The organism is Corynebacterium aurimucosum (assembly GCF_030408555.1).
Classification (GTDB): Bacteria; Actinomycetota; Actinomycetes; order Mycobacteriales; family Mycobacteriaceae; genus Corynebacterium; species Corynebacterium aurimucosum.
The window spans coordinates 1,482,145-1,504,713 of sequence record NZ_CP047048.1 but is presented as its reverse complement, the minus strand read 5'-3'; the positions used below and the strand labels follow the sequence as shown (position 1 = coordinate 1,504,713).

The 22,569-nt window shown below is 55.2% G+C and carries 15 protein-coding genes, 3 rRNA genes and 3 pseudogenes; 18 read left to right on the top strand and 3 right to left on the bottom strand.

All coding sequences use genetic code 11. The annotated features are described in order from the left end of the window. Positions 1–25 precede the first annotated feature (25 nt). The 9 genes from ocd to rrf all read left to right on the top strand — a co-directional run bounded on the left by ocd (position 26) and on the right by rrf (position 11,919). On the top strand, positions 26–1,063 hold the full coding sequence (gene ocd, locus CAURIM_RS07060; RefSeq protein ID WP_201828147.1) for an ornithine cyclodeaminase: 1,038 nt from the start codon (positions 26–28) through the stop codon (positions 1,061–1,063). 96 nt (positions 1,064–1,159) lie between these two features. Beyond that, complete coding sequence (locus CAURIM_RS07055) at positions 1,160–2,287, top strand: hypothetical protein (protein ID WP_070711255.1); 1,128 nt, start codon at positions 1,160–1,162, stop codon at positions 2,285–2,287. 38 nt (positions 2,288–2,325) lie between these two features. After that, positions 2,326–3,891, top strand: a complete 1,566-nt coding sequence (locus tag CAURIM_RS07050) for a vWA domain-containing protein (protein ID WP_236659263.1) — start codon at positions 2,326–2,328, stop codon at positions 3,889–3,891. Positions 3,892–3,926: 35 nt separating this feature from the next. After that, positions 3,927–4,520 carry a hypothetical protein gene (locus CAURIM_RS07045; protein WP_070711253.1) on the top strand — a complete coding sequence of 198 codons (594 nt, stop codon included), beginning with the start codon at positions 3,927–3,929 and terminating at the stop codon, positions 4,518–4,520. An 11-nt stretch (positions 4,521–4,531) separates the two neighbouring features. Then, positions 4,532–4,711, top strand: a complete 180-nt coding sequence (locus CAURIM_RS07040) for a Trm112 family protein (protein WP_010190039.1) — start codon at positions 4,532–4,534, stop codon at positions 4,709–4,711. Positions 4,712–4,748: 37 nt separating this feature from the next. Then, positions 4,749–6,008, top strand: a complete 1,260-nt coding sequence (gene tyrS / locus CAURIM_RS07035; protein WP_201828149.1) for a tyrosine--tRNA ligase — start codon at positions 4,749–4,751, stop codon at positions 6,006–6,008. Positions 6,009–6,630: 622 nt separating this feature from the next. Beyond that, positions 6,631–8,147 (top strand): 16S ribosomal RNA (locus CAURIM_RS07030). Positions 8,148–8,592: 445 nt separating this feature from the next. Then, a 23S ribosomal RNA gene (locus CAURIM_RS07025) occupies positions 8,593–11,669 on the top strand. A gap of 132 nt (positions 11,670–11,801) precedes the next feature. Next, positions 11,802–11,919: ribosomal RNA gene (rrf, locus tag CAURIM_RS07020) — 5S ribosomal RNA — on the top strand. The 16S, 23S and 5S rRNA genes sit together here, the layout of an rRNA operon. 191 nt (positions 11,920–12,110) lie before the next feature. Here the strand turns inward: rrf and CAURIM_RS07015 are convergent. Beyond that, positions 12,111–13,305 (bottom strand): annotated as a pseudogene (locus tag CAURIM_RS07015) (IS3 family transposase). Positions 13,306–13,489: 184 nt separating this feature from the next. On the opposite strand from CAURIM_RS07015, the pseudogene CAURIM_RS12910 reads away from it, so the two are divergent. Together CAURIM_RS12910 and CAURIM_RS07005 are read left to right on the top strand one after the other, a co-directional pair. Continuing rightward, a pseudogene (locus CAURIM_RS12910) lies at positions 13,490–13,939 on the top strand (helix-turn-helix domain-containing protein); the annotation flags it as partial. Positions 13,940–13,958: 19 nt separating this feature from the next. Beyond that, positions 13,959–15,178, top strand: a pseudogene (locus tag CAURIM_RS07005) (IS30 family transposase). Here the strand turns inward: CAURIM_RS07005 and CAURIM_RS07000 are convergent. Together CAURIM_RS07000 and CAURIM_RS06995 are read right to left on the bottom strand one after the other, a co-directional pair. Then, positions 15,153–15,632: an IS3 family transposase gene (locus CAURIM_RS07000; RefSeq protein ID WP_201828153.1), complete on the bottom strand. Its 480-nt coding sequence runs from the start codon at positions 15,630–15,632 to the stop codon at positions 15,153–15,155. The pseudogene CAURIM_RS07005 and the gene CAURIM_RS07000 overlap by 26 nt on opposite strands. A 136-nt stretch (positions 15,633–15,768) precedes the next feature. Beyond that, a complete protein-coding gene (locus tag CAURIM_RS06995) occupies positions 15,769–15,984 on the bottom strand; it encodes a transposase (protein WP_201828155.1) in 216 nt (71 codons plus the stop codon). Positions 15,985–16,283: 299 nt separating this feature from the next. On the opposite strand from CAURIM_RS06995, the gene CAURIM_RS06990 reads away from it, so the two are divergent. The 7 genes from CAURIM_RS06990 to recN all read left to right on the top strand — a co-directional run bounded on the left by CAURIM_RS06990 (position 16,284) and on the right by recN (position 22,551). Further along, positions 16,284–16,874: a hypothetical protein gene (locus CAURIM_RS06990; protein WP_236659264.1), complete on the top strand. Its 591-nt coding sequence runs from the start codon at positions 16,284–16,286 to the stop codon at positions 16,872–16,874. Between the two features lie 130 nt (positions 16,875–17,004). Further along, positions 17,005–17,943 (top strand): tetratricopeptide repeat protein, encoded by a 939-nt coding sequence (locus CAURIM_RS06985; protein WP_408909947.1) that lies wholly within the window; start codon positions 17,005–17,007, stop codon positions 17,941–17,943. Further along, positions 17,943–18,926, top strand: a complete 984-nt coding sequence (locus CAURIM_RS06980; RefSeq protein ID WP_201828159.1) for an HAD-IIA family hydrolase — start codon at positions 17,943–17,945, stop codon at positions 18,924–18,926. Before CAURIM_RS06985 ends, CAURIM_RS06980 begins: the two co-directional genes overlap by 1 nt. Then, positions 18,917–19,078, top strand: coding sequence for a hypothetical protein (locus tag CAURIM_RS06975; protein WP_168165683.1), 162 nt, complete (start codon positions 18,917–18,919; stop codon positions 19,076–19,078). Before CAURIM_RS06980 ends, CAURIM_RS06975 begins: the two co-directional genes overlap by 10 nt. 40 nt (positions 19,079–19,118) lie before the next feature. After that, positions 19,119–19,928, top strand: a complete 810-nt coding sequence (locus tag CAURIM_RS06970) for a TlyA family RNA methyltransferase (RefSeq protein WP_070711830.1) — start codon at positions 19,119–19,121, stop codon at positions 19,926–19,928. Then, on the top strand, positions 19,925–20,836 hold the full coding sequence (locus tag CAURIM_RS06965) for an NAD kinase (RefSeq protein WP_201828161.1): 912 nt from the start codon (positions 19,925–19,927) through the stop codon (positions 20,834–20,836). The genes CAURIM_RS06970 and CAURIM_RS06965 overlap by 4 nt, the downstream gene beginning before the upstream one ends. A 38-nt stretch (positions 20,837–20,874) precedes the next feature. Further along, entirely contained in the window at positions 20,875–22,551 is a 1,677-nt protein-coding gene (recN, locus tag CAURIM_RS06960) for a DNA repair protein RecN (RefSeq protein ID WP_201828163.1), read from the top strand. The last annotated feature ends 18 nt before the right edge of the window (positions 22,552–22,569 follow it).

Sequence of the window (22,569 nt, the reverse complement as noted above, 5' to 3'; positions counted from 1 at the left end):
ACAAGAATCAAGAGCGGAGAAAGAGATGAATCACGCAGTCAAGTTTGTTGATGTAGAAAACATGGCACGCTGGATACAGCGCGAGGGAGTAGAAAACATCATCACCGGTATGGTGGATTACCTTGAAGCGGACTATTGCGAATGGGAGCGCTTCGACAAAATCGCCCGAGTTGCCTCCCACACCCCGTTTGGCGTCATCGAACTTATGCCCACTTCCAACGGTAAGGAGTATTCCTTTAAGTACGTCAACGGTCACCCCTCCAATCCCGCGCGCGGATTCCAAACGGTTACGGCCTTCGGCGTGCTTGCCGACGTCGACAATGGCTACCCCACCTTCGAAGCAGAGATGACTCTGCTCACAGCGCTGCGCACGGCCGCTACCTCGGCCATGGTTGCCAAACACCTGGCCCGGCAGGATTCGAAAAGGATGGCCATGGTCGGGGCTGGTTCCCAGTCGGAATTTCAAGCACTGGCCTTCCGCGGAGTCATGGGGATTGATGACATAGCCATCTACGACATTGACCCACAGGCGGTAGAAAAGTTTAGGCGCAATCTTGAGCCGCTGGGCTTTAGTATCACTGCCTGCACGAGTGTCGATGAGGTGGTGCAGGGCGCGGATATCATCACCACCTGCACGGCGGATAAAGCGCAGAACCAGATTCTGGCTGAGCGCCATGTTCTCCCGGGCGTGCATCTCAACGCTGTGGGCGGTGATTGTCCCGGCAAGACGGAGCTGGAAAGCTCGATTTTGGACAAGTCAAAAGTCTTTGTTGAGTTTCCCGAGCAAACCCGCATTGAGGGCGAGATTCAGCAGAAGCCGGAGGATTTCCCAGTCGTCGAGTTTTATCAGGTACTGACAGGCCAGGCCACGGGCCGCGATAGCGAGGAGCAGATTACGCTTTTTGATGACGTCGGATTCGCTATTAATGATTTCTCTGCTCTGCGTTATCTACGCGATTCTGTTCGGGGCACCGACCTAGAGTCCGAGATTGATATCATTGCTAACCCTGAGGACCCGAAGGACCTCTACTCTTTGGTAGCGAACGTTCCTTCTCTTCTTTAAAGAACTGGGTGAGGCAGGACAGCGGGCTCCCGCTTTACCCCCTCACCCCCTTCCTTTACCCAGCAATGAGAAGAAGATCACTTTATGATTTAGATCATGAGCAGCACATCGTCGACGAAGCGTACTAAATCCTTCGTATTCGCCGCAGTGTTCATCGCCCTCGCCGTGGCCTCCCTCGTGGTGGGGCGTGGCGGAGATTCCCTGCCGAAGTTCAACTTTTTCAAGGACACGACCCTTGTCACGGGCGCAATTAGTCCAGAACTGGAAGCTACCTTTAAAGACCCGGCCCTGCTCGAGGCTTTAGAGAAACACAACATCGAGCTCGACCTCGATGTTGTGCCGGCTCGTGATTTCGTTGAGCACAGCAGCAGCGTGGACAAGGATTATGACTTCATTTTGACGGACCCCAATGGCGCTGCGTGGGTGTCTGACCTACGCAATACCAACCCGGAGTTGGCGGAACTGGATGAAGGTTCTCCGATGGTATTTGGCAATCAGTTGTTGGTGCTGGTGCATAGCGAGCTTGTAGAGGACATGAAGAACCACGACTTGGTCACGGAATCCGACAACCTAGCTTCGTTGAACGTAGAGACCTTGGTGGACATGTCCCAGGAAAACACTCGCTGGCGTGACATTAGCCCAACCTTCGGCTCGCCGCGTGTCGTGGATGTTGCAGTGCCCCAGGTAAGCCAGTCTTTTGCCGCATTGCGCTACGCCCGTGTCCTACGCACCGTTGGGGCGGATTACGCGGAGAAGAAGCTAGGACGCGATGACAAGGCGAAGATTGATGCGGAAGCTGATGACATCATGCGGGGTCTCGTAGCGGAACAAGGCTACAGTGAGACCACCGACCAGGGAATTCTCGATGCTTTTCTTCGGGTAGATAAGGGGGAGATGCCCATGGTCTTGGCAACTACCGATCAGTACGTGCGCCTGCTCCACGAAGGTGAGGACCTGTCCCGCTATACGTCCTTAGCCCTGAACCCACCGACGACGTTGACCAGCATCGTCATTCCTCGCACTGAGGAGGGAGCGCTGTTTGCTAAAGCAATGAATGAGGACGGCATCCCTGCGGTGATGGAGAGGCTCGAGCTCAGCACAGAGGCCTCCGGCTTCAGCTCGAAATTTGATCCATCCAGCGATCACAGTATCCCCGTGGATGGCGGAGAATATAGTCAGCTGCGGTGGGCTGATTTTGAGGAAATTCTGCAGGCAGTCGGTTAAGGCTCCGCAGTAACAAGCATCAGGAAGGTTGTGAGGGAATGTTTCGGTCACTAAGAGTACTGCTCATCCTAGTGGGCACCATGGCGCTGACGGCCTGTTCGATGGGTGATCTGTTGGATGACTCTCAGAAACCCGGCGCTGGGAATTCATTCAGCGGGGGTCTCAGAATCGTGGCGGCAACGGAGCTCGAACCTCTGGAGCCCGTGCTTGCCGAAGCCTCCCAAGACCTCGGCTTCGACATCACCATGACCACCGAGGACGGAACGCTGGCGAATTCTCACACACTTAAGCAAGGTGGTTTCGAAGGGGCCTATGACGCGACGTGGTTTGCCACCAATCGCTATGCGCGCATTATCGGTGCAGATGGCCAGCTGGGAAGAGAACACAGCGTGGCGCGTTCCCCAATAGCTCTCGGCGTGCAGTCCTCTGTGGCACAAAAGCAAGGCTGGACCGGCAAGCAGCCGACGTGGCAAGAAATAGCTGACTCCGGAATAACTTTTGGCATGACGGATCCTTCTACCTCAAATTCGGGTTTCTCCGCACTATCGGCAGCAACGACTGCTTTTGCGGACACAGGACGCGCCCTCACGGAAAAGGACATCAGGCAATCCACTGGCAAAGTGCAGGAGCTCTTTGGCAACCAAACCCTGACATCAGGTTCCTCTGGCTGGTTGGCCGACCGCTTCCGCGAACACCCGGAGCAAGCCGATGCAATCTTTAACTATGAATCTGTGCTTTACCAGCTCAAAGATGACGGAGCAGACATAGAGGTGGTCATCCCCTCCGATGGAGTGATTTCGGCAGACTATCCGTTGTCTTCCTTGGCGAGCTCTTCAGACAAAAACGCAGAAGCAAAAGTACAGGCGCTTGCTGGGTGGTTTGCGGAGCATCCAGACAAGCTCACAGACTTTCATTTGCGGGTAGATAATTCTGACTTGCCCGGCACTGTTTTTGAGCTGCCCTACCCAGCAAACGAGCAAACCGTTGATGCGCTGGAGGCTGCCTTTGCCCATGAACTGCGCAATCCTGGCAACACGGCTTTGGTCCTCGATACCTCCGGCTCCATGGAAGGCGAGCGTATGGATCTACTCAAGAGTAGTTTGCTCCCGCTTATCGACGGCTCAGCTGACGGCACCCCAGATGGCGAAGGCCAAGTTGCCTTCCGAAATCGCGAGCATATCAAGCTGATTCCGTATTCTTCAGAGCCCCAGCAGCCAACTCGTGCACGCGTGGATAAGGATCAGCCGGCAACCACCAAGGAGCTTGCAGACCGCGTGGAACGCCTCGTTGCGGATGGTGATACCGCGACCTTCGAGGCCGTCCTGAATGCTTTCGATGAAGTGGATACCAGTGGCGGCGATATTGGCACTGTCGTGCTCATGACCGACGGCGAAGTTACCCGTGGGCGCACATTTGCACAGTTCAAGGAAGCCTATGAGCAGCTGCCCGAGGACAAAAAAGAGATTCCGGTCTTTGTCATTTTGTATGGTGAAGCCAATATCCAAGAGATGGAAGAACTTGCTCAGCTCACTGGTGGCAAGACCTTTGATGCGCTCAACGGTGACCTCGCTGCCGCATTCGAAGAAATTCGTGCCTACCAGTAAACCAACTCCACCTTTCCCAGGAGGATCTGCCCTACATGAACGCCTTGAACTCGCGAAAAGTTGTTGTCGGCGTTGCGGTTACCGCGCTCGTCGTTGTCCTCCATGTGTTAAGTGGCGGCGGTTTGGGCTTCCTGTGGCCGGTCGTCGCAATCTGCACAGGTATGGCTGCTGGATTCGTGACGCCGCCACGGCAAGAGAAGGTTTTGGAGCCACCAAAGGCAGGGGAAGGCGAGCTTATCCATACCTTGGAGGAAGTCCGGTACACCTTTACAGCGCACAAGCTTCCTAGTCCTGTCCAACGTGCGTGGGATTCTTTCGATGAGTCAGCGGTGTGGGTGTTAGACAATTGGCACCGACTCGATGAGGCTCCGCACCAGCAAGCCCTCGTGCGCGACATGATTGAAGAACACTCCAAAGAACTGGTGAGGTCTTACCTCGATGTGACAGACCTGGAGGATCCGGTTGCTGTCGAGGAGATGAGTGAATCGCTCAGCATCCTGGGTCGTGAAATGGAGCAAATCAAGGAGGCGATTTCCCAGAACTCGGTCCGCAAGCTTCGCAATCATTCCATGGCGCTCAAGCTCGAATATGGTGGGACCCTTCCTTCTTTGGAATCTAGGGAAGTGTAGGCTTAGCGCTTATGAGTCTCGATTCGCAACTGCTTGACATCTTGGTGTGTCCGCAGGATAAAGGTCCGTTGAAGTATCTGGCCGAGGAACAGGTCTTGGTCAATGAACGCCTTGGCGTGGCCTATCCCATTGAGAACGACATCCCCGTCATGCTGGTGGACCACGCTACGCCGTGGCCGCGGCAGAACTAGATCTCAAAAGAACGAATCGATTTTCAAAGGAGCCTTCATGAATATCATTGATGAGCTGCAGTGGCGCGGCCTCATTAACCAGTCCACCGACCTCGACGCACTCCGTGAGGCCTGCGAAGAACCCATCACGTTGTACTGCGGTTTTGACCCGACAGGCGATTCGCTGCATGCCGGACACCTCGTACCGATGATTATGCTTCGCCGCTTCCAGAAGGCTGGTCACCATCCGATTGCCCTGGCAGGTGGCGCGACGGGCCAGATCGGTGACCCGCGCGATGTAGGAGAGCGCACCATGCTCTCGCAGGAGACCATCAACGACAATATGGTCGCCATTAAGAAGCAACTGCGTCAGTTCATTGATTTTGAGGGTGAGAACGCCGCCACCATGGTCAACAATGCTGACTGGACTTCGAAAATGACCGTCATCGATTTCCTGCGTGATGTGGGAAAGAACTTTTCTCTCAACACCATGCTGGACCGTGACACCGTCAAGCGCCGTTTGGAGTCTGATGGCATCTCGTACACCGAGTTTTCCTACATGCTCCTGCAGTCCAATGACTATGTCCATCTGCACGACGAGTTTGATTGTGTTCTGCAAATCGGTGGTGGTGATCAGTGGGGCAATATCGTTTCGGGCGTCGATCTCAACCGACGCGTCAAGGGAGCCAAGGTGCACGGCCTGACGGTTCCGCTCGTGACGGATGCCCAGGGACAGAAGTTTGGTAAGTCCACTGGTGGCGGAAAACTCTGGCTCGATCCGGAGAAGACATCGCCTTACTCCTGGTCCCAGTACTTCCTCAACGCGGGTGACTCCGTGGTCATCGACTACTTGCGGTGGTTTACCTTCCTCAGCCAGGAAGAAATCGCTGAGTACGAGCAGAAGGTTGCCGAGGAGCCCTTCCGTCGTGAGGCACAGCGCCGCCTGGCGCAGGAAATGACCAATTTGGTCCACGGTGAGGAAGCCACGAAATCCGTTGAGCTTGCCGCACAGGCCTTGTTCGGTAAGGCGGAGCTTGCTGAATTGGACGAGCAGACACTGGTTGGTGCGCTGTCTGAGACCACTGTCGCTGACATTGCTGCTGATGAGCCTCGCACGATTGTGGACCTGTTGGTTGCTTCTGGCCTTGCCGATTCCAAGGGCGCAGCTCGTCGAACCATCAAGGAGGGCGGTGCATATGTCAATAACCAGCGCATCGAGTCTGATGATTGGGAGCCAGCCGCCGAGGACTTGCTGCACGGTGCGTGGCTTGTGCTTCGTCGTGGCAAGAAGAACTTTGCTGGTGCCAAGCTCAACTAGTTAGGCCCGCCATCGGAGATCCTGCAGTGGTTAATCCCGTCGCATAGTGCGGCGGGATTCGTCGTTTTCCGGTGAGATAGCGCTGTAAGGCCGTAAAAGGACCAAATATAGAAGTTGACCAGCGGATTTGGTGTTATATGGAGCTCTGCGTATATTTATCGAAGTCGCCGCGAGAAGCTGGTGACACGGAGATTAACTCCCAGTTGACAAGATTCAAACTTGTTGGCTAGAGTGTGGACTCCAGCCGCTCAGAGCAGTGAATAAAAAGATTCAGTGCAAAGAGTGTGCGGATGATGTTTGAGAACTCAATAGTGTGCCAATGTACTTTTTTGTTGGTTGATTTTATTTGTTTTGGCCGTGTTGTGCCGTATGTGTGGCACGGTTGGTGTATGCCGGATGGCGCTTTTCCTTTTAGCGGCGTCATTGTAAATAACATAAGTTGTTTGGGCGTATTGTTTAAAATCTTCTGACTGGGCCAGCCTCCTTGTATATCCCCGTCGGGTTGGGGGTTGGTTTTTGGATTTTTTCTTTATGTAATTTTTGGATAGCCAGTCCGTGTGGTGTGTTTGCATCATGCGGTGTGGTTTGTCTGTTTGTCTAGGTTTGGGCTTTTCACGGCCTTTTTGTGGAGAGTTTGATCCTGGCTCAGGACGAACGCTGGCGGCGTGCTTAACACATGCAAGTCGAACGGAAAGGCCAGTGCTTGCACTGGTACTCGAGTGGCGAACGGGTGAGTAACACGTGGGTGATCTGCCTTGCACTCTGGGATAAGCTTGGGAAACTGGGTCTAATACCGGATATGAACTGCCTTTAGTGTGGTGGTTGGAAAGTTTTTTCGGTGCAAGATGAGCTCGCGGCCTATCAGCTTGTTGGTGGGGTAATGGCCTACCAAGGCGTCGACGGGTAGCCGGCCTGAGAGGGTGTACGGCCACATTGGGACTGAGATACGGCCCAGACTCCTACGGGAGGCAGCAGTGGGGAATATTGCACAATGGGCGGAAGCCTGATGCAGCGACGCCGCGTGGGGGATGACGGCCTTCGGGTTGTAAACTCCTTTCGACAGGGACGAAGCGCAAGTGACGGTACCTGTATAAGAAGCACCGGCTAACTACGTGCCAGCAGCCGCGGTAATACGTAGGGTGCGAGCGTTGTCCGGAATTACTGGGCGTAAAGAGCTCGTAGGTGGTTTGTCGCGTCGTCTGTGAAATTCCGGGGCTTAACTTCGGGCGTGCAGGCGATACGGGCATAACTTGAGTGCTGTAGGGGAGACTGGAATTCCTGGTGTAGCGGTGAAATGCGCAGATATCAGGAGGAACACCGATGGCGAAGGCAGGTCTCTGGGCAGTTACTGACGCTGAGGAGCGAAAGCATGGGTAGCAAACAGGATTAGATACCCTGGTAGTCCATGCCGTAAACGGTGGGCGCTAGGTGTAGGGGGCTTCCACGTCTTCTGTGCCGTAGCTAACGCATTAAGCGCCCCGCCTGGGGAGTACGGCCGCAAGGCTAAAACTCAAAGGAATTGACGGGGGCCCGCACAAGCGGCGGAGCATGTGGATTAATTCGATGCAACGCGAAGAACCTTACCTGGGCTTGACATACACCAGATTGCTGCAGAGATGTAGTGTCCCTTGTGGTTGGTGTACAGGTGGTGCATGGTTGTCGTCAGCTCGTGTCGTGAGATGTTGGGTTAAGTCCCGCAACGAGCGCAACCCTTGTCTTATGTTGCCAGCATTTGGTTGGGGACTCATGAGAGACTGCCGGGGTTAACTCGGAGGAAGGTGGGGATGACGTCAAATCATCATGCCCCTTATGTCCAGGGCTTCACACATGCTACAATGGTCGGTACAACGCGCAGCGACACTGTGAGGTGGAGCGAATCGCTGAAAGCCGGCCTTAGTTCGGATTGGGGTCTGCAACTCGACCCCATGAAGTCGGAGTCGCTAGTAATCGCAGATCAGCAATGCTGCGGTGAATACGTTCCCGGGCCTTGTACACACCGCCCGTCACGTCATGAAAGTTGGTAACACCCGAAGCCAGTGGCCTAAACTTGTTAGGGAGCTGTCGAAGGTGGGATCGGCGATTGGGACGAAGTCGTAACAAGGTACCCGTACCGGAAGGTGCGGGTGGATCACCTCCTTTCTAAGGAGCTTTATTTGTGGCACCAGTTGGTGTCTTTAAGCATGTGAGTGTTTTCATGTGCGTGGTGGTTGAGTGAACGATTGTTTTGCTGCCACCGTTTGTTTAATCGGGTGGAGATACATCTTAACCAGAATGGTTGACTAACATTTTTTAAAAGTACGTGGTGCATTGTTGGGTGTCTGGGGCATTGTTCCCTGGTTGTTTAACCCACATGAGCTTGATGGTCAGAGTGCTTAATGTTCTGGTTGTTGGGCTGGTGTGGGGTGTTGTGTGAGAACTGTATAGTGGACGCGAGCATTAAACCATATGCTTGCTGCTGATACGTGCTTTGTGCGTGTGTTGGTGGTGGGTTGTGGTTTGTGTGATTTCTTTGTTCTTTTGTGTTTTGTGTGTTCACACCAACACTGTCTTCTGCTGCTTTTGTGGTGGTTGCCTTGTTGGTTGTGTGTTCGTTATTTAGGGCGCATGGTGGATGCCTTGGCATGCTGAGCCGATGAAGGACGTGTAAGGCTGCGTTAAGCCTCGGGGAGTTGTCAATAAAGCGTTGATCCGAGGATGTCCGAATGGGGAAACCTGGCACCTGTTATGGGGTGTTACCCTTCAGTGAATTCATAGCTGTTGTGGGGGTTTACGCGGGGAAGTGAAACATCTCAGTACCCGTAGGAGAAGAAAATAAAATATGATTCTGCTAGTAGTGGCGAACGAACGTGGATGAGGCTAAACCGTGTGCATGTGATACTTGGTAGGGGTTGTGTGTGCGGTGTTGTGGGCCCCAATGGAAGCCAGCTACCACTGGTTTGCTTGTGTGTTGTTGTTAGGTGAAGTGGTGTGGAAACGCCTACCGTAGAGGGTGATAGTCCCGTAGTTGAAGGCTGCAATGCATGGGTTGTTGGGTTGCCCGAGTAGCAGCGGGCTCGTGGAATCTGCTGTGAATCTGCCGGGACCACCCGGTAAGCCTAAATACTCAGTGTGACCGATAGTGTATGAGTACCGTGAGGGAATGGTGAAAAGTACCCCGGGAGGGGAGTGAAATAGTTCCTGAAACCATGTGCTTACAATCCGTCAGAGCACTTTTTGTTGTGTGATGGCGTGCCTTTTGAAGAATGAGCCTGCGAGTCAGCGGCATGTCGCGAGGTTAACCCGTGTGGGGTAGCCGTAGGGAAACCGAATCCTAATGGGGTGTTTTGAGTGGCGTGTCCTGGACCCGAAGCGGGGTGATCTACCCATGGCCAGTGTGAAGCAGTAGTAAGATGCTGTGGAGGCGCGAACCCACGTAGGTTGAAAACTGCGGGGATGAGCTGTGGGTAGGGGTGAAAGGCCAATCAAACTCCGTGATAGCTGGTTCTCCCCGAAATGCATTTAGGTGCAGCGTCGCATGTAGCTTGGTGGAGGTAGAGCTACTGGTTGGTTGAGCGGGACTACAATCTTAGCAATGTCAGCCAAACTCCGAATGCCATCAATTGTGTTGTGCGGCAGTGAGACTGTGGGGGATAAGCTTCATAGTCGAGAGGGAAACAGCCCAGATCGCCGGTTAAGGCCCCTAAGGGTGTGCTAAGTGGAAAAGGATGTGGGATCGCGAAGACAGCCAGGAGGTTGGCTTAGAAGCAGCCATCCTTGAAAGAGTGCGTAATAGCTCACTGGTCGAGTGGTCCTGCGCCGACAATGTAGTGGGGCTCAAGCACACCGCCGAAGCCGCGGCAAACTTTTTTGTTTGGGTAGGGGAGCGTCGTGCATGTGTTGAAGCGTTACCGTAAGGAGGCGTGGAGTGTGTGCGAGTGAGAATGCAGGCATGAGTAACGAATTGGAAGGTGAGAATCCTTCCCGCCGGATGACTAAGGGTTCCTGGGTCAAGTTCGTCTTCCCAGGGTGAGTCGGGACCTAAGGCGAGGCCGACAGGCGTAGTCGATGGATAACCAGTTGATATTCTGGTACCCGTATATCCGCGCCCATGATAAAGCACTGATACTAACCACCGCGGATACGGATTGTGCACTCTTTGAGTGTGTGGTTTGTTGATGTCGTGGGGCCTGATGTGTGGTTCAAGTGATGGGGTGACACAGTGTAGTAGCCATGCCGCTTAGTGGATTGTTGGTGTAAGCGTGTGAGGTGGTGTGTAGGTAAATCCGCGCACCGTTAAACCTGAGGCGTGATGCGTAGCCCAAGTGTGGGTGAAGTTGGTGATCTAGTACTGTCGAGAAAAGCCTCTAGCGATGTGGATGTATGGCCCGTACCCTAAACCGACACAGGTGGTCAGGTTGAAAATACTAAGGCGTTCGGGTGAACTGTGGTTAAGGAACTCGGCAAAATGCCCCCGTAACTTCGGGAGAAGGGGGACCACACGACTTAAGCACTCTTTGCGAGTGTGGTGGGTTGTGGGGTCGCAGAGAATAGAGGGAAGCGACTGTTTATCAAAAACACAGGTCCATGCGAAGACGTGAAGTTGATGTATATGGACTGACGCCTGCCCGGTGCTGGAAGGTTAAGAGGACCGGTTAGTAGTCTTTTGGCTGCGAAGCTGAGAATTTAAGCCCCAGTAAACGGCGGTGGTAACTATAACCATCCTAAGGTAGCGAAATTCCTTGTCGGGTAAGTTCCGACCTGCACGAATGGCGTAACGACTTCTCTGCTGTCTCAACCACAGGCCCGGTGAAATTGCACTACGAGTAAAGATGCTCGTTACGCGCGGCAGGACGAAAAGACCCCGGGACCTTCACTATAGCTTGGTATTGGTGTTCGGTTCGGTTTGTGTAGGATAGGTGGGAGACTATGAAGCGGCCACGCTAGTGGTTGTGGAGTCGTTGTTGAAATACCACTCTGATCGGATTGGATGTCTAACCTTGGCCCATGATCTGGGTTGGGGACAGTGCCTGGTGGGTAGTTTAACTGGGGCGGTTGCCTCCCAAAATGTAACGGAGGCGCCCAAAGGTTCCCTCAGCCTGGTTGGCAATCAGGTGGTGAGTGTAAGTGCACAAGGGAGCTTGACTGTGAGACAGACATGTCGAACAGGGACGAAAGTCGGGACTAGTGATCCGGCACCTACTTGTGGATGTGGTGTCGCTCAACGGATAAAAGGTACCCCGGGGATAACAGGCTGATCTTCCCCAAGAGTCCATATCGACGGGATGGTTTGGCACCTCGATGTCGGCTCGTCGCATCCTGGGGCTGGAGTAGGTCCCAAGGGTTGGGCTGTTCGCCCATTAAAGCGGCACGCGAGCTGGGTTCAGAACGTCGTGAGACAGTTCGGTCTCTATCCGCCGCGCGCGTTGAAACTTGAAGAAGGCTGTCCCTAGTACGAGAGGACCGGGACGGACGTACCTCTAGTGTGCCAGTTGTTCCGCCAGGAGCATCGCTGGTTGGCTACGTACGGAAGGGATAACCGCTGAAAGCATCTAAGCGGGAAGCCTGTTTTAAGATGAGGTTTCGTATTTGAGGTCCCCCACAGACGATGGGGTTGATAGGCCAGACCTGGACGCACCGCAAGGTGTGAAGGCTACTGGTACTAATAGACCAAAACAAACACACACACACACTCCTTTTCGAGTGTGGAAACAACAAACACAACAAAGACACAATTATTCACACTGTCGCTTCGCGTCCACTACACAGTATCTGACACAACACACCCAACCAGGCATCAGATTGCCTCGAGTGTTTGTCGGTGGCCTATAGCAGCAGGGAAACGCCCGGACCCATTCCGAACCCGGAAGCTAAGCCTGCTAACGCTGATGGTACTGCAACCGGGAGGTTGTGGGAGAGTAAGAAACCGCCGACACCAAACAAAACAAACAACTCAATACACAACAAAGAGAGACCGTTGAAACACTACTGTTTCAACGGTCTCTCTCTTTTCGTTTTGCGGTTTTCACCGTCCCCCCACAACAACAAAAGAGGGGGCGGGCCCAGCATTAACCCGTTGATGGCACCTGGGCCTGACCCCCGGAAAGTAGACACGTCGGGGGTTAGCTATGCTGCTTGGGTCAGTGTAGCTGATGTGAGTGCTTCGAAGTCATCGGGGGCTAGAAGGTTGCACCAGGAGTGCCGTCTGCGCGTGTTGTAGCGCATGCACCATCGGAAGACTTCTTGGCGGCAGATGATGGGATTGTCAAAAACTTTCCTATCTCGCAGAACTTCACGCTTTAAAGTGGCGTTAAACGATTCTGCCAGGGCATTATCGGCACTCGTTCCCACTGCTCCCATGGATTGGCGAACACCAAGTTGGGTGCAGTGGTCTTGAAAAGCCTGTGAGGTGTACACACTGCCATGATCAGAATGGAAAATTACCCCTTTAAGGCTTCCGCGAACCTTGCTGGCATGGGACAAAGCTTCGATAACCAGCGATACCCGCATGTGATCGGCGAGCGCATGACCGACAAGTTTGCGCGAGTAGACGTCGATGACTGTGGCAAGGTACATGTTCTTGCCTCCCTTACACGGCAGGTAGGTGATATCGCCTACATACACCTGGTTCGGCTTATCAGCGGTGAATTTGCGGCCTACTAAATCTGGCATGACTCGATGACCAGGCTTGCGCCTGGTAGTGACACATCGACGTTGTTTAGTAAAGCCTTTTAGCCCCATGGATTTCATAATGCGTGCGACCTTCTTGTGATTGATCGGAGGAAAGTCCGTATCGGCTTTAAGGCTTGCAGCGATGCGTTTAGCACCATAAAGCCCGTGCTCATCATCGAAGATGCTCTTGATTCGTGCACCAATAAGAGCATCCGAACACATCTTTAACCTGCGTTTTTCGCGGGTGTTGACCCATTTGTAGAACGAGGAGCGATTGAGCTTTAACACGTGGCACATCCGCTTGACCGAGTACTCGGTTCGATGGTCATAGACAAACTGGAAGCGGATTACCAGCGTGTCTCTTTAAGCAAAATATTTCGCGGCCTTGCGCAGGATGTCGCGTTCTTCACGAAGCTTAGAGACTTCTTTTGTCTCACTGGCGGATCCGCTCAGAATCAGTCGTCGCCTGTGCCTTGTCGCGCATGCTTTTTGTGCGGACACGCTTGCCGGTGCCGTACTGCTTAAGCCAGGAATAAAGTGAGGAACGATTGATTCCTAGCTCTGCTGAAGCCGCGTGAAGTGAGAGGTCCTCATTGTTTTCGTAGAGGGCCACAGCATCACGTTTGAACTGTTCGGAGTACCTAGGCATGGTGGTAGATTACCTTTCTTCCCAACCCAACAGGGCTGGATATCAGGTGTCTACCTAACAGGGGTCAGGTCCACCTTTAAACCATCTACGGTGCTGCGCTAGCAGCCGACTGAACCCCACGGCCAAAGACACCCAAAAATACAGACCCGAAAGTACAGACACCAAGCGTGCTGTCAAGGGGTGAATGCGCCACTTCGACCGGGAGGTAGTTGTGACGCGTTGGACTCCGAAGGATGTTAAGGATGCTGCTGTTGAGCGAGTGGCTGCGGGCGAGGCAGTTAGCCTGGTCGCGCGTGATGTCGGTGTGGGCCCTGAAACTGTTTACGGATGGTTGAGGGTAAGAGGTGTCGAACCTCCTGGCAGGCGTGCGAGTCGTCTGCGTGATCCGTTTGTCCGTGAGGCCGTTGGGTTGGTGTGTGCAGGTATGTCGATCAATCAAGCAGCACAGACTGTTGGATTATCGACTGGCGTGCTTCACAGTAGGTTAAAGAAAGCTGGTGTAATCGAAGTACGGCCTAGACGCGCCCGCTTGTCACCTGATGAACGTGTCCAGGCCGTGGAGCGAGTGCTTGCTGGTGAGAGCTGTCAGACGGTGGCTGATGCGGTCGGTGTGCATCCTTCCACGGTGTATCAGTGGATAAGGAAGCAACGGTATGCGGAATTACGCCGGCAGCGACACCGTCGAACGCCTGATGAGGCGGTGGTGTCTATGCCAGATACCGGCAAGAAGCTGGGTAAAGATACTGTTATGCCAGCACCGATGAAAGCTCAAGCCATTGATGGATTTCCTAGCGGCGTATTCGACAAACACGCCTTAGTAGGGCGTGGTCGCAGGCTTACTGTTGAAGACCGTGTTGCTATTGAAGCGGGATGTCGTGTCGGTGATTCGGCACGTGCTATCGCACAGAAAATAAATAGGCACCACAGTGTCGTCGCCCGTGAAATCACCCGTAATGGTTGGAAGATTATCGATGAGGACGGCACAGAGCAGCTGCGGTATAACGCCCACAACGCTGCTGTTTCTACTGCTGGTCGGATGGTGCGGCCAAAACTACGCAAGCTCGATGAAAGCCCAACGCTTCGGGGTGTAGTGATCGATTGCCTTGCCCGCAGGTGGTCACCTGGGCGCATTAGTGCATGGCTTGAGCATGCTTTCAGCGATGATGAAAGCATGCGTATTTCCCACGAAGCGATCTACAGTGCCTTATACATTCAAGGTAAAGGCAGCCTGCGAGCCGAGCTTGAAGAAGTCATGAAGACTAAAGACGTACTTATCCGCGGCGGCGCAACACGCAAGAGTCGTGCCCGAAACGCTGGCGTGTTAACCGGTCGCCCTTGGATCAAAGGTGCTGAGATCACCCACCGCAACCCGGAAGCTGATGACAGGGCTATCCCCGGGCACTGGGAGGGCGACCTTGTCATTGGTAAAGGCGGCAAAAGCGCACTGATTACCCTAGTAGAGCGCACCAGCCGCTACACCCTGCTTGGACACCTCCCCGATGAGCACAGTTCACAAACCGTGGTCGCAACCTTGCAGGACATGGTCAAAGACCTCAACATCGAGCAGCTAAAAACCATCACATGGGACCAAGGGGCAGAAATGGCTGTCACAGCACAGGTCCAGATCAAAGACGGCTGCCAGGTGTTTTTCTGCGACCCGCACTCACCGTGGCAGAGACCAACCAACGAGAACACCAACGGCGAGATCAGGCGCCGGTTCTACAAAAAAGGCACCGACTTTGCCACCGTCACACCCGAACATGTCGCGTGGGTACAAAATGAGCTCAACGAAACACCCCGACAAATCCTCGGCGGCGCAACCCCACGTGAAATACTTAACGAACTATTCAAGCGTGGCGCATCCACCGCTTGATTCCGCCAAGGGTCACGAAAGCCGCCACCCGCAAAACTTCCTTCCGCGAACAGGAAGTCTGCACTTCCAAGTCTGCACTTTTGTGTTGCGGACCTGGGCCTACATACACCTGGTTCGGCTTATCAGCGGTGAATTTGCGGCCTACTAAATCTGGCATGACTCGATGACCAGGCTTGCGCCTGGTAGTGACACATCGACGTTGTTTAGTAAAGCCTTTTAGCCCCATGGATTTCATAATGCGTGCGACCTTCTTGTGATTGATCGGAGGAAAGTCCGTATCGGCTTTAAGGCTTGCAGCGATGCGTTTAGCACCATAAAGCCCGTGCTCATCATCGAAGATGCTCTTGATTCGTGCACCAATAAGAGCATCCGAACACATCTTTAACCTGCGTTTTTCGCGGGTGTTGACCCATTTGTAGAACGAGGAGCGATTGAGCTTTAACACGTGGCACATCCGCTTGACCGAGTACTCGGTTCGATGGTCATAGACAAACTGGAAGCGGATTACCAGCGTGTCTCTTTAAGCAAAATATTTCGCGGCCTTGCGCAGGATGTCGCGTTCTTCACGAAGCTTAGAGACTTCTTTTGTCTCACTGGCGGATCCGCTCAGAATCAGTCGTCGCCTGTGCCTTGTCGCGCATGCTTTTTGTGCGGACACGCTTGCCGGTGCCGTACTGCTTAAGCCAGGAATAAAGTGAGGAACGATTGATTCCTAGCTCTGCTGAAGCCGCGTGAAGTGAGAGGTCCTCATTGTTTTCGTAGAGGGCCACAGCATCACGTTTGAACTGTTCGGAGTACCTAGGCATGGTGGTAGATTACCTTTCTTCCCAACCCAACAGGGCTGGATATCAGGTGTCTACCTAACAGGGGTCAGGTCCCCTTTATCACGCTCACGAACTAGAATGATGTCCGTGTACACACTTCGTCCTGAGGGGTCGTTGAGGAGCTAGCGATGAGGTTTCCACAATCGCCGAGTCTTTTTAGGCATTCTTATAACCCAGTCTTCCTCAGCGATCTGAAGTCCGTACCCTATTGCAGAGAGAACGATAGTCCCTCTCCCTATAACCTTTGTCCCGTTTTCGAGTCCGAGGCGCGAGTTCCTCAGATGCGCGCTATTCGCGATGGACTGGTCTTTTTCGGGGCGATAGCCTTGATAGCAAGTTTTATCTTGTTCTTTGGCTTGCTCTTGAATAGCATGCAAGTTCCAGGGCTATTGGCGCTTCTCCTTGGCGGGTTGTTGCTTTACCTCTTTTTCCTCGTGGCCCGGCATATGCTGTTGGCCTTTAGGATTAATAAGGCTTGGAAGAAAGGCTGGATCGACTTTTATCCAGTCCTCCTCGGCAGCTTTTTCTACGACAGCAAGAGCGGAAATACTGGAAAGAAGGGTCAGTTTTATACCGCAAAAGCTCTTGTCGTGGCGCCGAGCGGCGAATCCCGGATGCTCAAGGTGTTGGTGGAAGGTCTGAGCCCAGACCGAATGATTGAGGAAGGCGCAGTCTTGGCGCGGGACCGGAAGGGTCTTCGGCTTGACGCGATTCACAATAATGGCTGGACATTCTGGGCTGTCGTCCGCGGCAAGCCATTGGAGCACGGAAGCGCGGAACATGGACTCTCCGCTTCCCAGGTGGCTGCTGGCTTGGACCGCGTGCGGCATGGTTGGCCACTGGAGAGGCTGGATGCTTTTTGGTTTTCCTGAGTCTTAGACGTGTAACGGTGGTTGCGGCCCGTTTCGCCTACCAGCCAGTGTATTGCCGGTTTTGCGAAGCTGACCTGTAGACTGGTTCGGTACATACGGACGCGTCTACCGCAGAAAGTGCATGGATTTAATGTCTGAATCTAACTCCCGCGACCACGAGCGTGGCCGCGAAGGTTTCTCGGAAAGCAACCGGGGAAACAGCCGCTCTGGTGGCCGGAAGTTTGAAAAGCGTGGCGGCGCATCGGGGCGTCGTCAAGAGCGTCGCGGTGATCGTCGCGATGAGCGTCGAGGCGGCCGCGATGGTGCTAACCCTCGCCGCAATAGTCCTAAGAGGCACGGTCGTGATAAGAACAAGGCCTCTCATCCGCAACGTTCGGGCTACCGTGAGGAGCGTATCAACCGCCGCATGACGGACCCGGATCTGCCTTCTGATATCGATATCACTGATCTCGATCCTTCAGTTCTGCAGGACCTCTCCTCGCTATCGAAGGAGAACTCTGAAGCTGTGGCTAAGCACCTCATCATGGCGGCAACCTGGCTTGATGATGATCCACAGCTGTCGCTTCGCCATGCGCGCGCAGCGAAGGATCGTGCCGGTCGTGTCTCGGTTGCTCGAGAGATGAACGGTATCGCCGCTTATCGTGCAGGTGAGTGGAAGGAAGCTCTCGCAGAGCTGCGCGCTGCACGCCGTATTTCTGGTGGTCCAGGTCTGATGGCGGTGATGGCTGACTGCGAGCGCGGTCTCGGCCGCCCAGAGAAGGCTGTCGAGCTGTGGCGTAGCGAGGACGCTAAGGAACTCGCCCCGGAGGACGCTATCGAATTGGCCATTGTCGCTGCGGGCGCGCGGCTGGACATGGACCAAGCAGACTCCGCTGTGGTCACGATTCAACGTGCGCAGCCCACGAAGGACGCCAAGGGTGTCTCCGCGTGCCGTCTTGCTTATGCCTATGCGAATGCGTTGCTGGAGGCCGGCCGTAAGGATGAGGCACGGGAATGGTTCCAGCATGCTATCGAGATTGACGAAGGGGACTGGACCGACGCTGTGGAGCGTCTGGCCGAGTGTAAATAATGAGTATTCTCAAAACTCACGATTCGTTGCTATTGGATCTTGACGGGACCGTGTGGGAAGGCGGACAGGCCCTTCAATGCGTCGTTGACGTTATTAACTCCTGTGGCATTCCCGCGGTGTATGTGACGAACAATGCGTCGCGTAGCCCCCAGACCGTGGCAGACATGCTCGGAGAGATCGGGCTGGACGCTGATGCCAATCGCGTTGTCACCTCAGCGCAAGCTGTAATAAAGATCGCGCGCGAGGATCTGCCCGCGCGCGCGAAGGTCCTTGTTATTGGCGCAGACTCCTTCCGCGCGCTCGCGCGGGACGCAGGTTTCATCGTCGTCGACAGCGCCGATGATCGGCCTGCCGCCGTGCTGCAGGGCATGGATAAGTCTGTGGGGTGGGAGCAGCTCTCTGAAGGTGCGCTCGCCATCAATCAAGGTGCCAAATACTATGCCTCGAACCTGGATACGTCGCTGCCGACGGAGCGCGGAATGGCTGTGGGTAATGGCTCGCTCGTCGCGGCCGTTGTTTCGACCACCGGTGTTGAACCTATTTCTGCAGGCAAACCGGAGCCCGCTATGTTTACGCAGGCGGCCAAGCTGGTGGGGTCGACCAAACCCCTGGCTGTCGGTGACCGTCTAGACACCGATATCGTCGGCGGCAACAATGCGGCCATGGATACCTTCCACGTGCTGACAGGCGTGTCTCGTGAGCTGGCGCTCATTGAAGCAACACCGGAGGAGCGTCCGAATTTCATTGGTGCCGGATTCCACGAGCTTTCCTTGTCGGAAGCGCAAGCGCGTCCGGGCGCCCAGGGCGGGTTTAGAGCACGTTTTGACGGCTATGACATCGTTCTGCAAGGCGGTAACGAGAAGTCTACGTCGGTCGAGGCACTGCGTACCGTTTTGGAAGTAGCCTGGGCAGGCTCTGAGCCTCCGCGCTACATTCAGCCGCGGAGCGAAGCCGCGGAGAGGGTAGTATCCACATGGCAGTAAAACCCCATGACCCACGCGCAGTGTTGGCTCCAGAGACCCTCAATGCGTCCATCACCGAGATTCTCACCGAGCCGACAGAGACTCTTGAGGAAGAGCTAGCCCAGCTGGACCGCGCTCATACCGTGTTGCGCGATGCGCTCCAAGATAATTAGCGCGAATCGCCAAGGAATCTAGGGGAAAGAGGACCTAATCATGCCACCGCAACGTCGCCGCCTTGACGCAGAATTGGTGCGCCGCAAGATTGCGCGCTCACGAGAACAAGCCGTTGAGATGATCAAGGCTGGTCGGGTGACGGTTGGGGGCTTCAAGGCTACGAAACCCGCGACAGTGGTCGAGCCTGAGGTGTCGATTAAGGTCGAAGCCAGCGAGGGTGATGATTGGGCGTCGCGTGGTGCGCACAAGCTCCTCGGTGCGCTCGCGGCTTTCGACGTGGACCTCAAGGGCAAGCGTGTCTTGGACGCGGGGGCGTCCACCGGCGGTTTTACTGATGTCTGTTTGCACCACGGTGCCGCAGAAGTGCTTTCTGTTGACGTGGGCTATGGACAGCTATTGTGGCGCTTGCAGAATGATGAGCGCGTTACTGTGCTTGACCGCACCAATATTCGCAACCTGACTCTTGAACAGACGAATGGGCCTTGCGACGCTATGGTGGGTGACCTTTCGTTCATCTCCCTAAAGCTGGTACTTCCGGCAATCGTAGAATGCATGGCTGATGGCGCATGGTTATTACCCATGGTCAAGCCTCAGTTTGAAGTAGGAAAGGACCGGATTGGGGCGGGCGGAGTAGTGCGCTCGCCTGAGCTTCGCGCGGAAGTGACTAAGGACGTGGCTGTCTTCGCCCAAGAGCTCGGGTTGAGCGTCAAAGGCGTGGCGGCATCCCCACTACCTGGACCAAGCGGCAATGTTGAATACTTCCTGTGGTTGGTCAAGGATGGCTTGTCCACCCCAGAAGATAAGCTGGATGTACTCATCGACACGGCAATCAAGGAAGGACCCCAGTGAGCAGGACTAGTGCCGCGGAGGGCGCCACTCGCCGCGAAATTCTTCTTGTCCCGCACGCTAGCCGCGAGGACAACCTCGCTGCCACACACCGTGCAGCAGAGCTGCTGCAGGAGGCTGGCATCAAGGTACGTGTCTGCGGAGCGGACACCGTTCTCCCTGGGCTGCAGCACGTGCGGCATACCCCGGCGGCAGCCGAAGGCTGTGAGTTAGTCCTCGTGCTCGGTGGTGATGGCACGTTCTTGCGCGCTGCCGACATGGCACGCGCAGTAGACGTCCCCGTCCTAGGCATCAATCTGGGGCACGTGGGCTTCCTCGCAGAATGGGAAGCGGAGTCCCTAGACCGTGCGCTTGTGCGCGTCATCGAGCAGTCCTATGACGTCGAAGACCGCTTGACCATCGACGTGAGCGTCTTTGATTCGGAAGGCGAGCTGCGGGAGCGTAGTTGGGCGCTCAATGAGGCCTCCATTGAGAACCTCAACCGCTCGGGGGTCCTCGATGCCATCCTCGAGGTAGATGGGCGCCCAGTCTCAGCTTTTGGGTGTGATGGTGTTCTTATCTCCACTCCGACGGGGTCTACGGCCTATGCCTTTTCAGCGGGTGGTCCCGTCTTGTGGCCCTCTCTCGATGCCATCCTGGTAGTTCCGAACAATGCGCATGCACTGTTTACTAAACCACTCGTAGTTTCTCCGGATTCGCAGGTGGCGGTCGAATCGGCCTCGGCTACGACTCCGGCCGTGGTAATCCTCGATGGTTTCCGTGAGATTTCTATGCCGCCGGGTTCGCGCGTGGAAGTCGTGCGTGGTGAAAGGCCCGTGCGCTGGGTTCGCTTGGACCAGCAGCCCTTCACCGACCGCCTCGTGTCCAAGCTCCGCCTTCCCGTGGAAGGCTGGCGCGGACCGCGGCATTAACTGCCTTAGCGCGTTTTCAGGAAGGAAGATACCGCACTGTGCTCGTAGATATCAGCATCTCTGACCTCGGCGTTATCGAAAGCTCCGCTGCGGAGCTTTCGCAGGGTCTTACCGTGCTTACCGGTGAAACTGGCGCCGGTAAGACCATGGTTGTGACTGGACTGCGCCTGCTGGCTGGCGGTCGCGCTGATGCATCACGCGTGCGCGATGGGGCCGCGAAGGCGGCTGTGGAAGGTCATTTTTCCTCCGATTCACTGGCTGTGGCGGCGTTGGTCGAGGACGCAGGGGGAGAGCCGGATGAAAACGGTGAGTATATCGCCTCCCGCACGGTGTCTGCGGCGGGACGCTCACGCGCGTACCTGGGTGGGCGTTCAGTACCGGCGGCGACATTGGGGGAATTCGCTTCCCACCTCATCACTGTGCATGGGCAAAATGACCAGCTGCGCTTGCTGTCGGCTGATCAACAGTTGGCCGCCATCGATCGCTTCGAGCCTTCCATCGAGAAGTTCCGTATTGCGTATACCGAGGCTTTTAGGAAGTGGCGCGCATTGGCCAAGGACTACCAGCACCGGATGGAGTCCCGTCGTGAGATGGCCCAAGAGGTGGACCGCTTGCAGTTTGCCATCAAGGAGATTTCTGATCTCGAGCCGGAGCCTGGTGAGGATGCTGAGCTCGTGACCCTGATTAAGCGTTTGCAGGACGTCGATGCTTTGCGTGAAGGCGCAGCTACTGCTCTGAGCGCTGTGGACGGTGGAGAAGGTTTTGGTGATGAGGACACTGCTGTCAACCTTGTCGGCGCAGCTGAATCGGCACTAAATGGGGCGAGCGATGCCGAGCTGACCCGGCTAGGAGAGCGGTTGGGTGAAGTCACCGCGCAGCTGACCGATATCGCTGCCGAGCTCACCACGTATTTAAGCGATCTGCCCGCGGATCCCAACCTCCTTGAGGAATCTCTGCAACGTCAGCAGGAGCTTAAGCTCCTCACGCGCAAGTATGCCGCTGACATCGATGGAGTTTTGGCCTGGCGGGACGCCGCTGAAGCGAAACTTGCGACCTTAGATACCTCCACGGAGGCCCTCGAAGCCTTGAAGAAGGACGTAATGGAGGCCGAAAAGACGATGGTGGCCAAGGCAGAAGCACTCACTGCTGCCCGTATTAAGGCAGCGAAGAAACTGGGCACCCAGGTCTCCGAAGAGATCCACGGCTTGGCCATGCCAAACTCCACCTTGACGGTCGCCGTAAAGAAGGCCAAATATTCCAAAACTGGCGCGGATGAGGTTGAGTTCCAACTCAACGGCAAGCCGCTAGCTTCCGCGGCCTCGGGAGGAGAGCTTTCCCGCGTCATGCTGGCTATGGAGGTGGTCCTGGCCAGTGGCGACGGCACCACGCTGGTCTTCGATGAGGTGGATGCCGGCGTCGGAGGGCGTGCGGCGGTGGAAATTGGGCGTCGCCTAGCACGGCTTTCGACTACCAACCAGGTCATCTGCGTTACCCACCTGCCCCAGGTAGCTGCCTATGCAGATTCGCACCTGCATGTGTCCAAAGAGAAGTTCACGTCAGGCGTGGCGGATTTGACCCCTGAGGAGCGCGTCGAGGAGCTCGCTCGTATGCTCGCTGGTCTCGATGACACCGAGACCGGTCGCGCGCACGCTCAGGAGCTTTTCGATAGAGCTCAAGCAGAAGTGGAGACTTTCCGCGCGCCTTCCACACATTGAGCGCCTAACAGGGGAAAC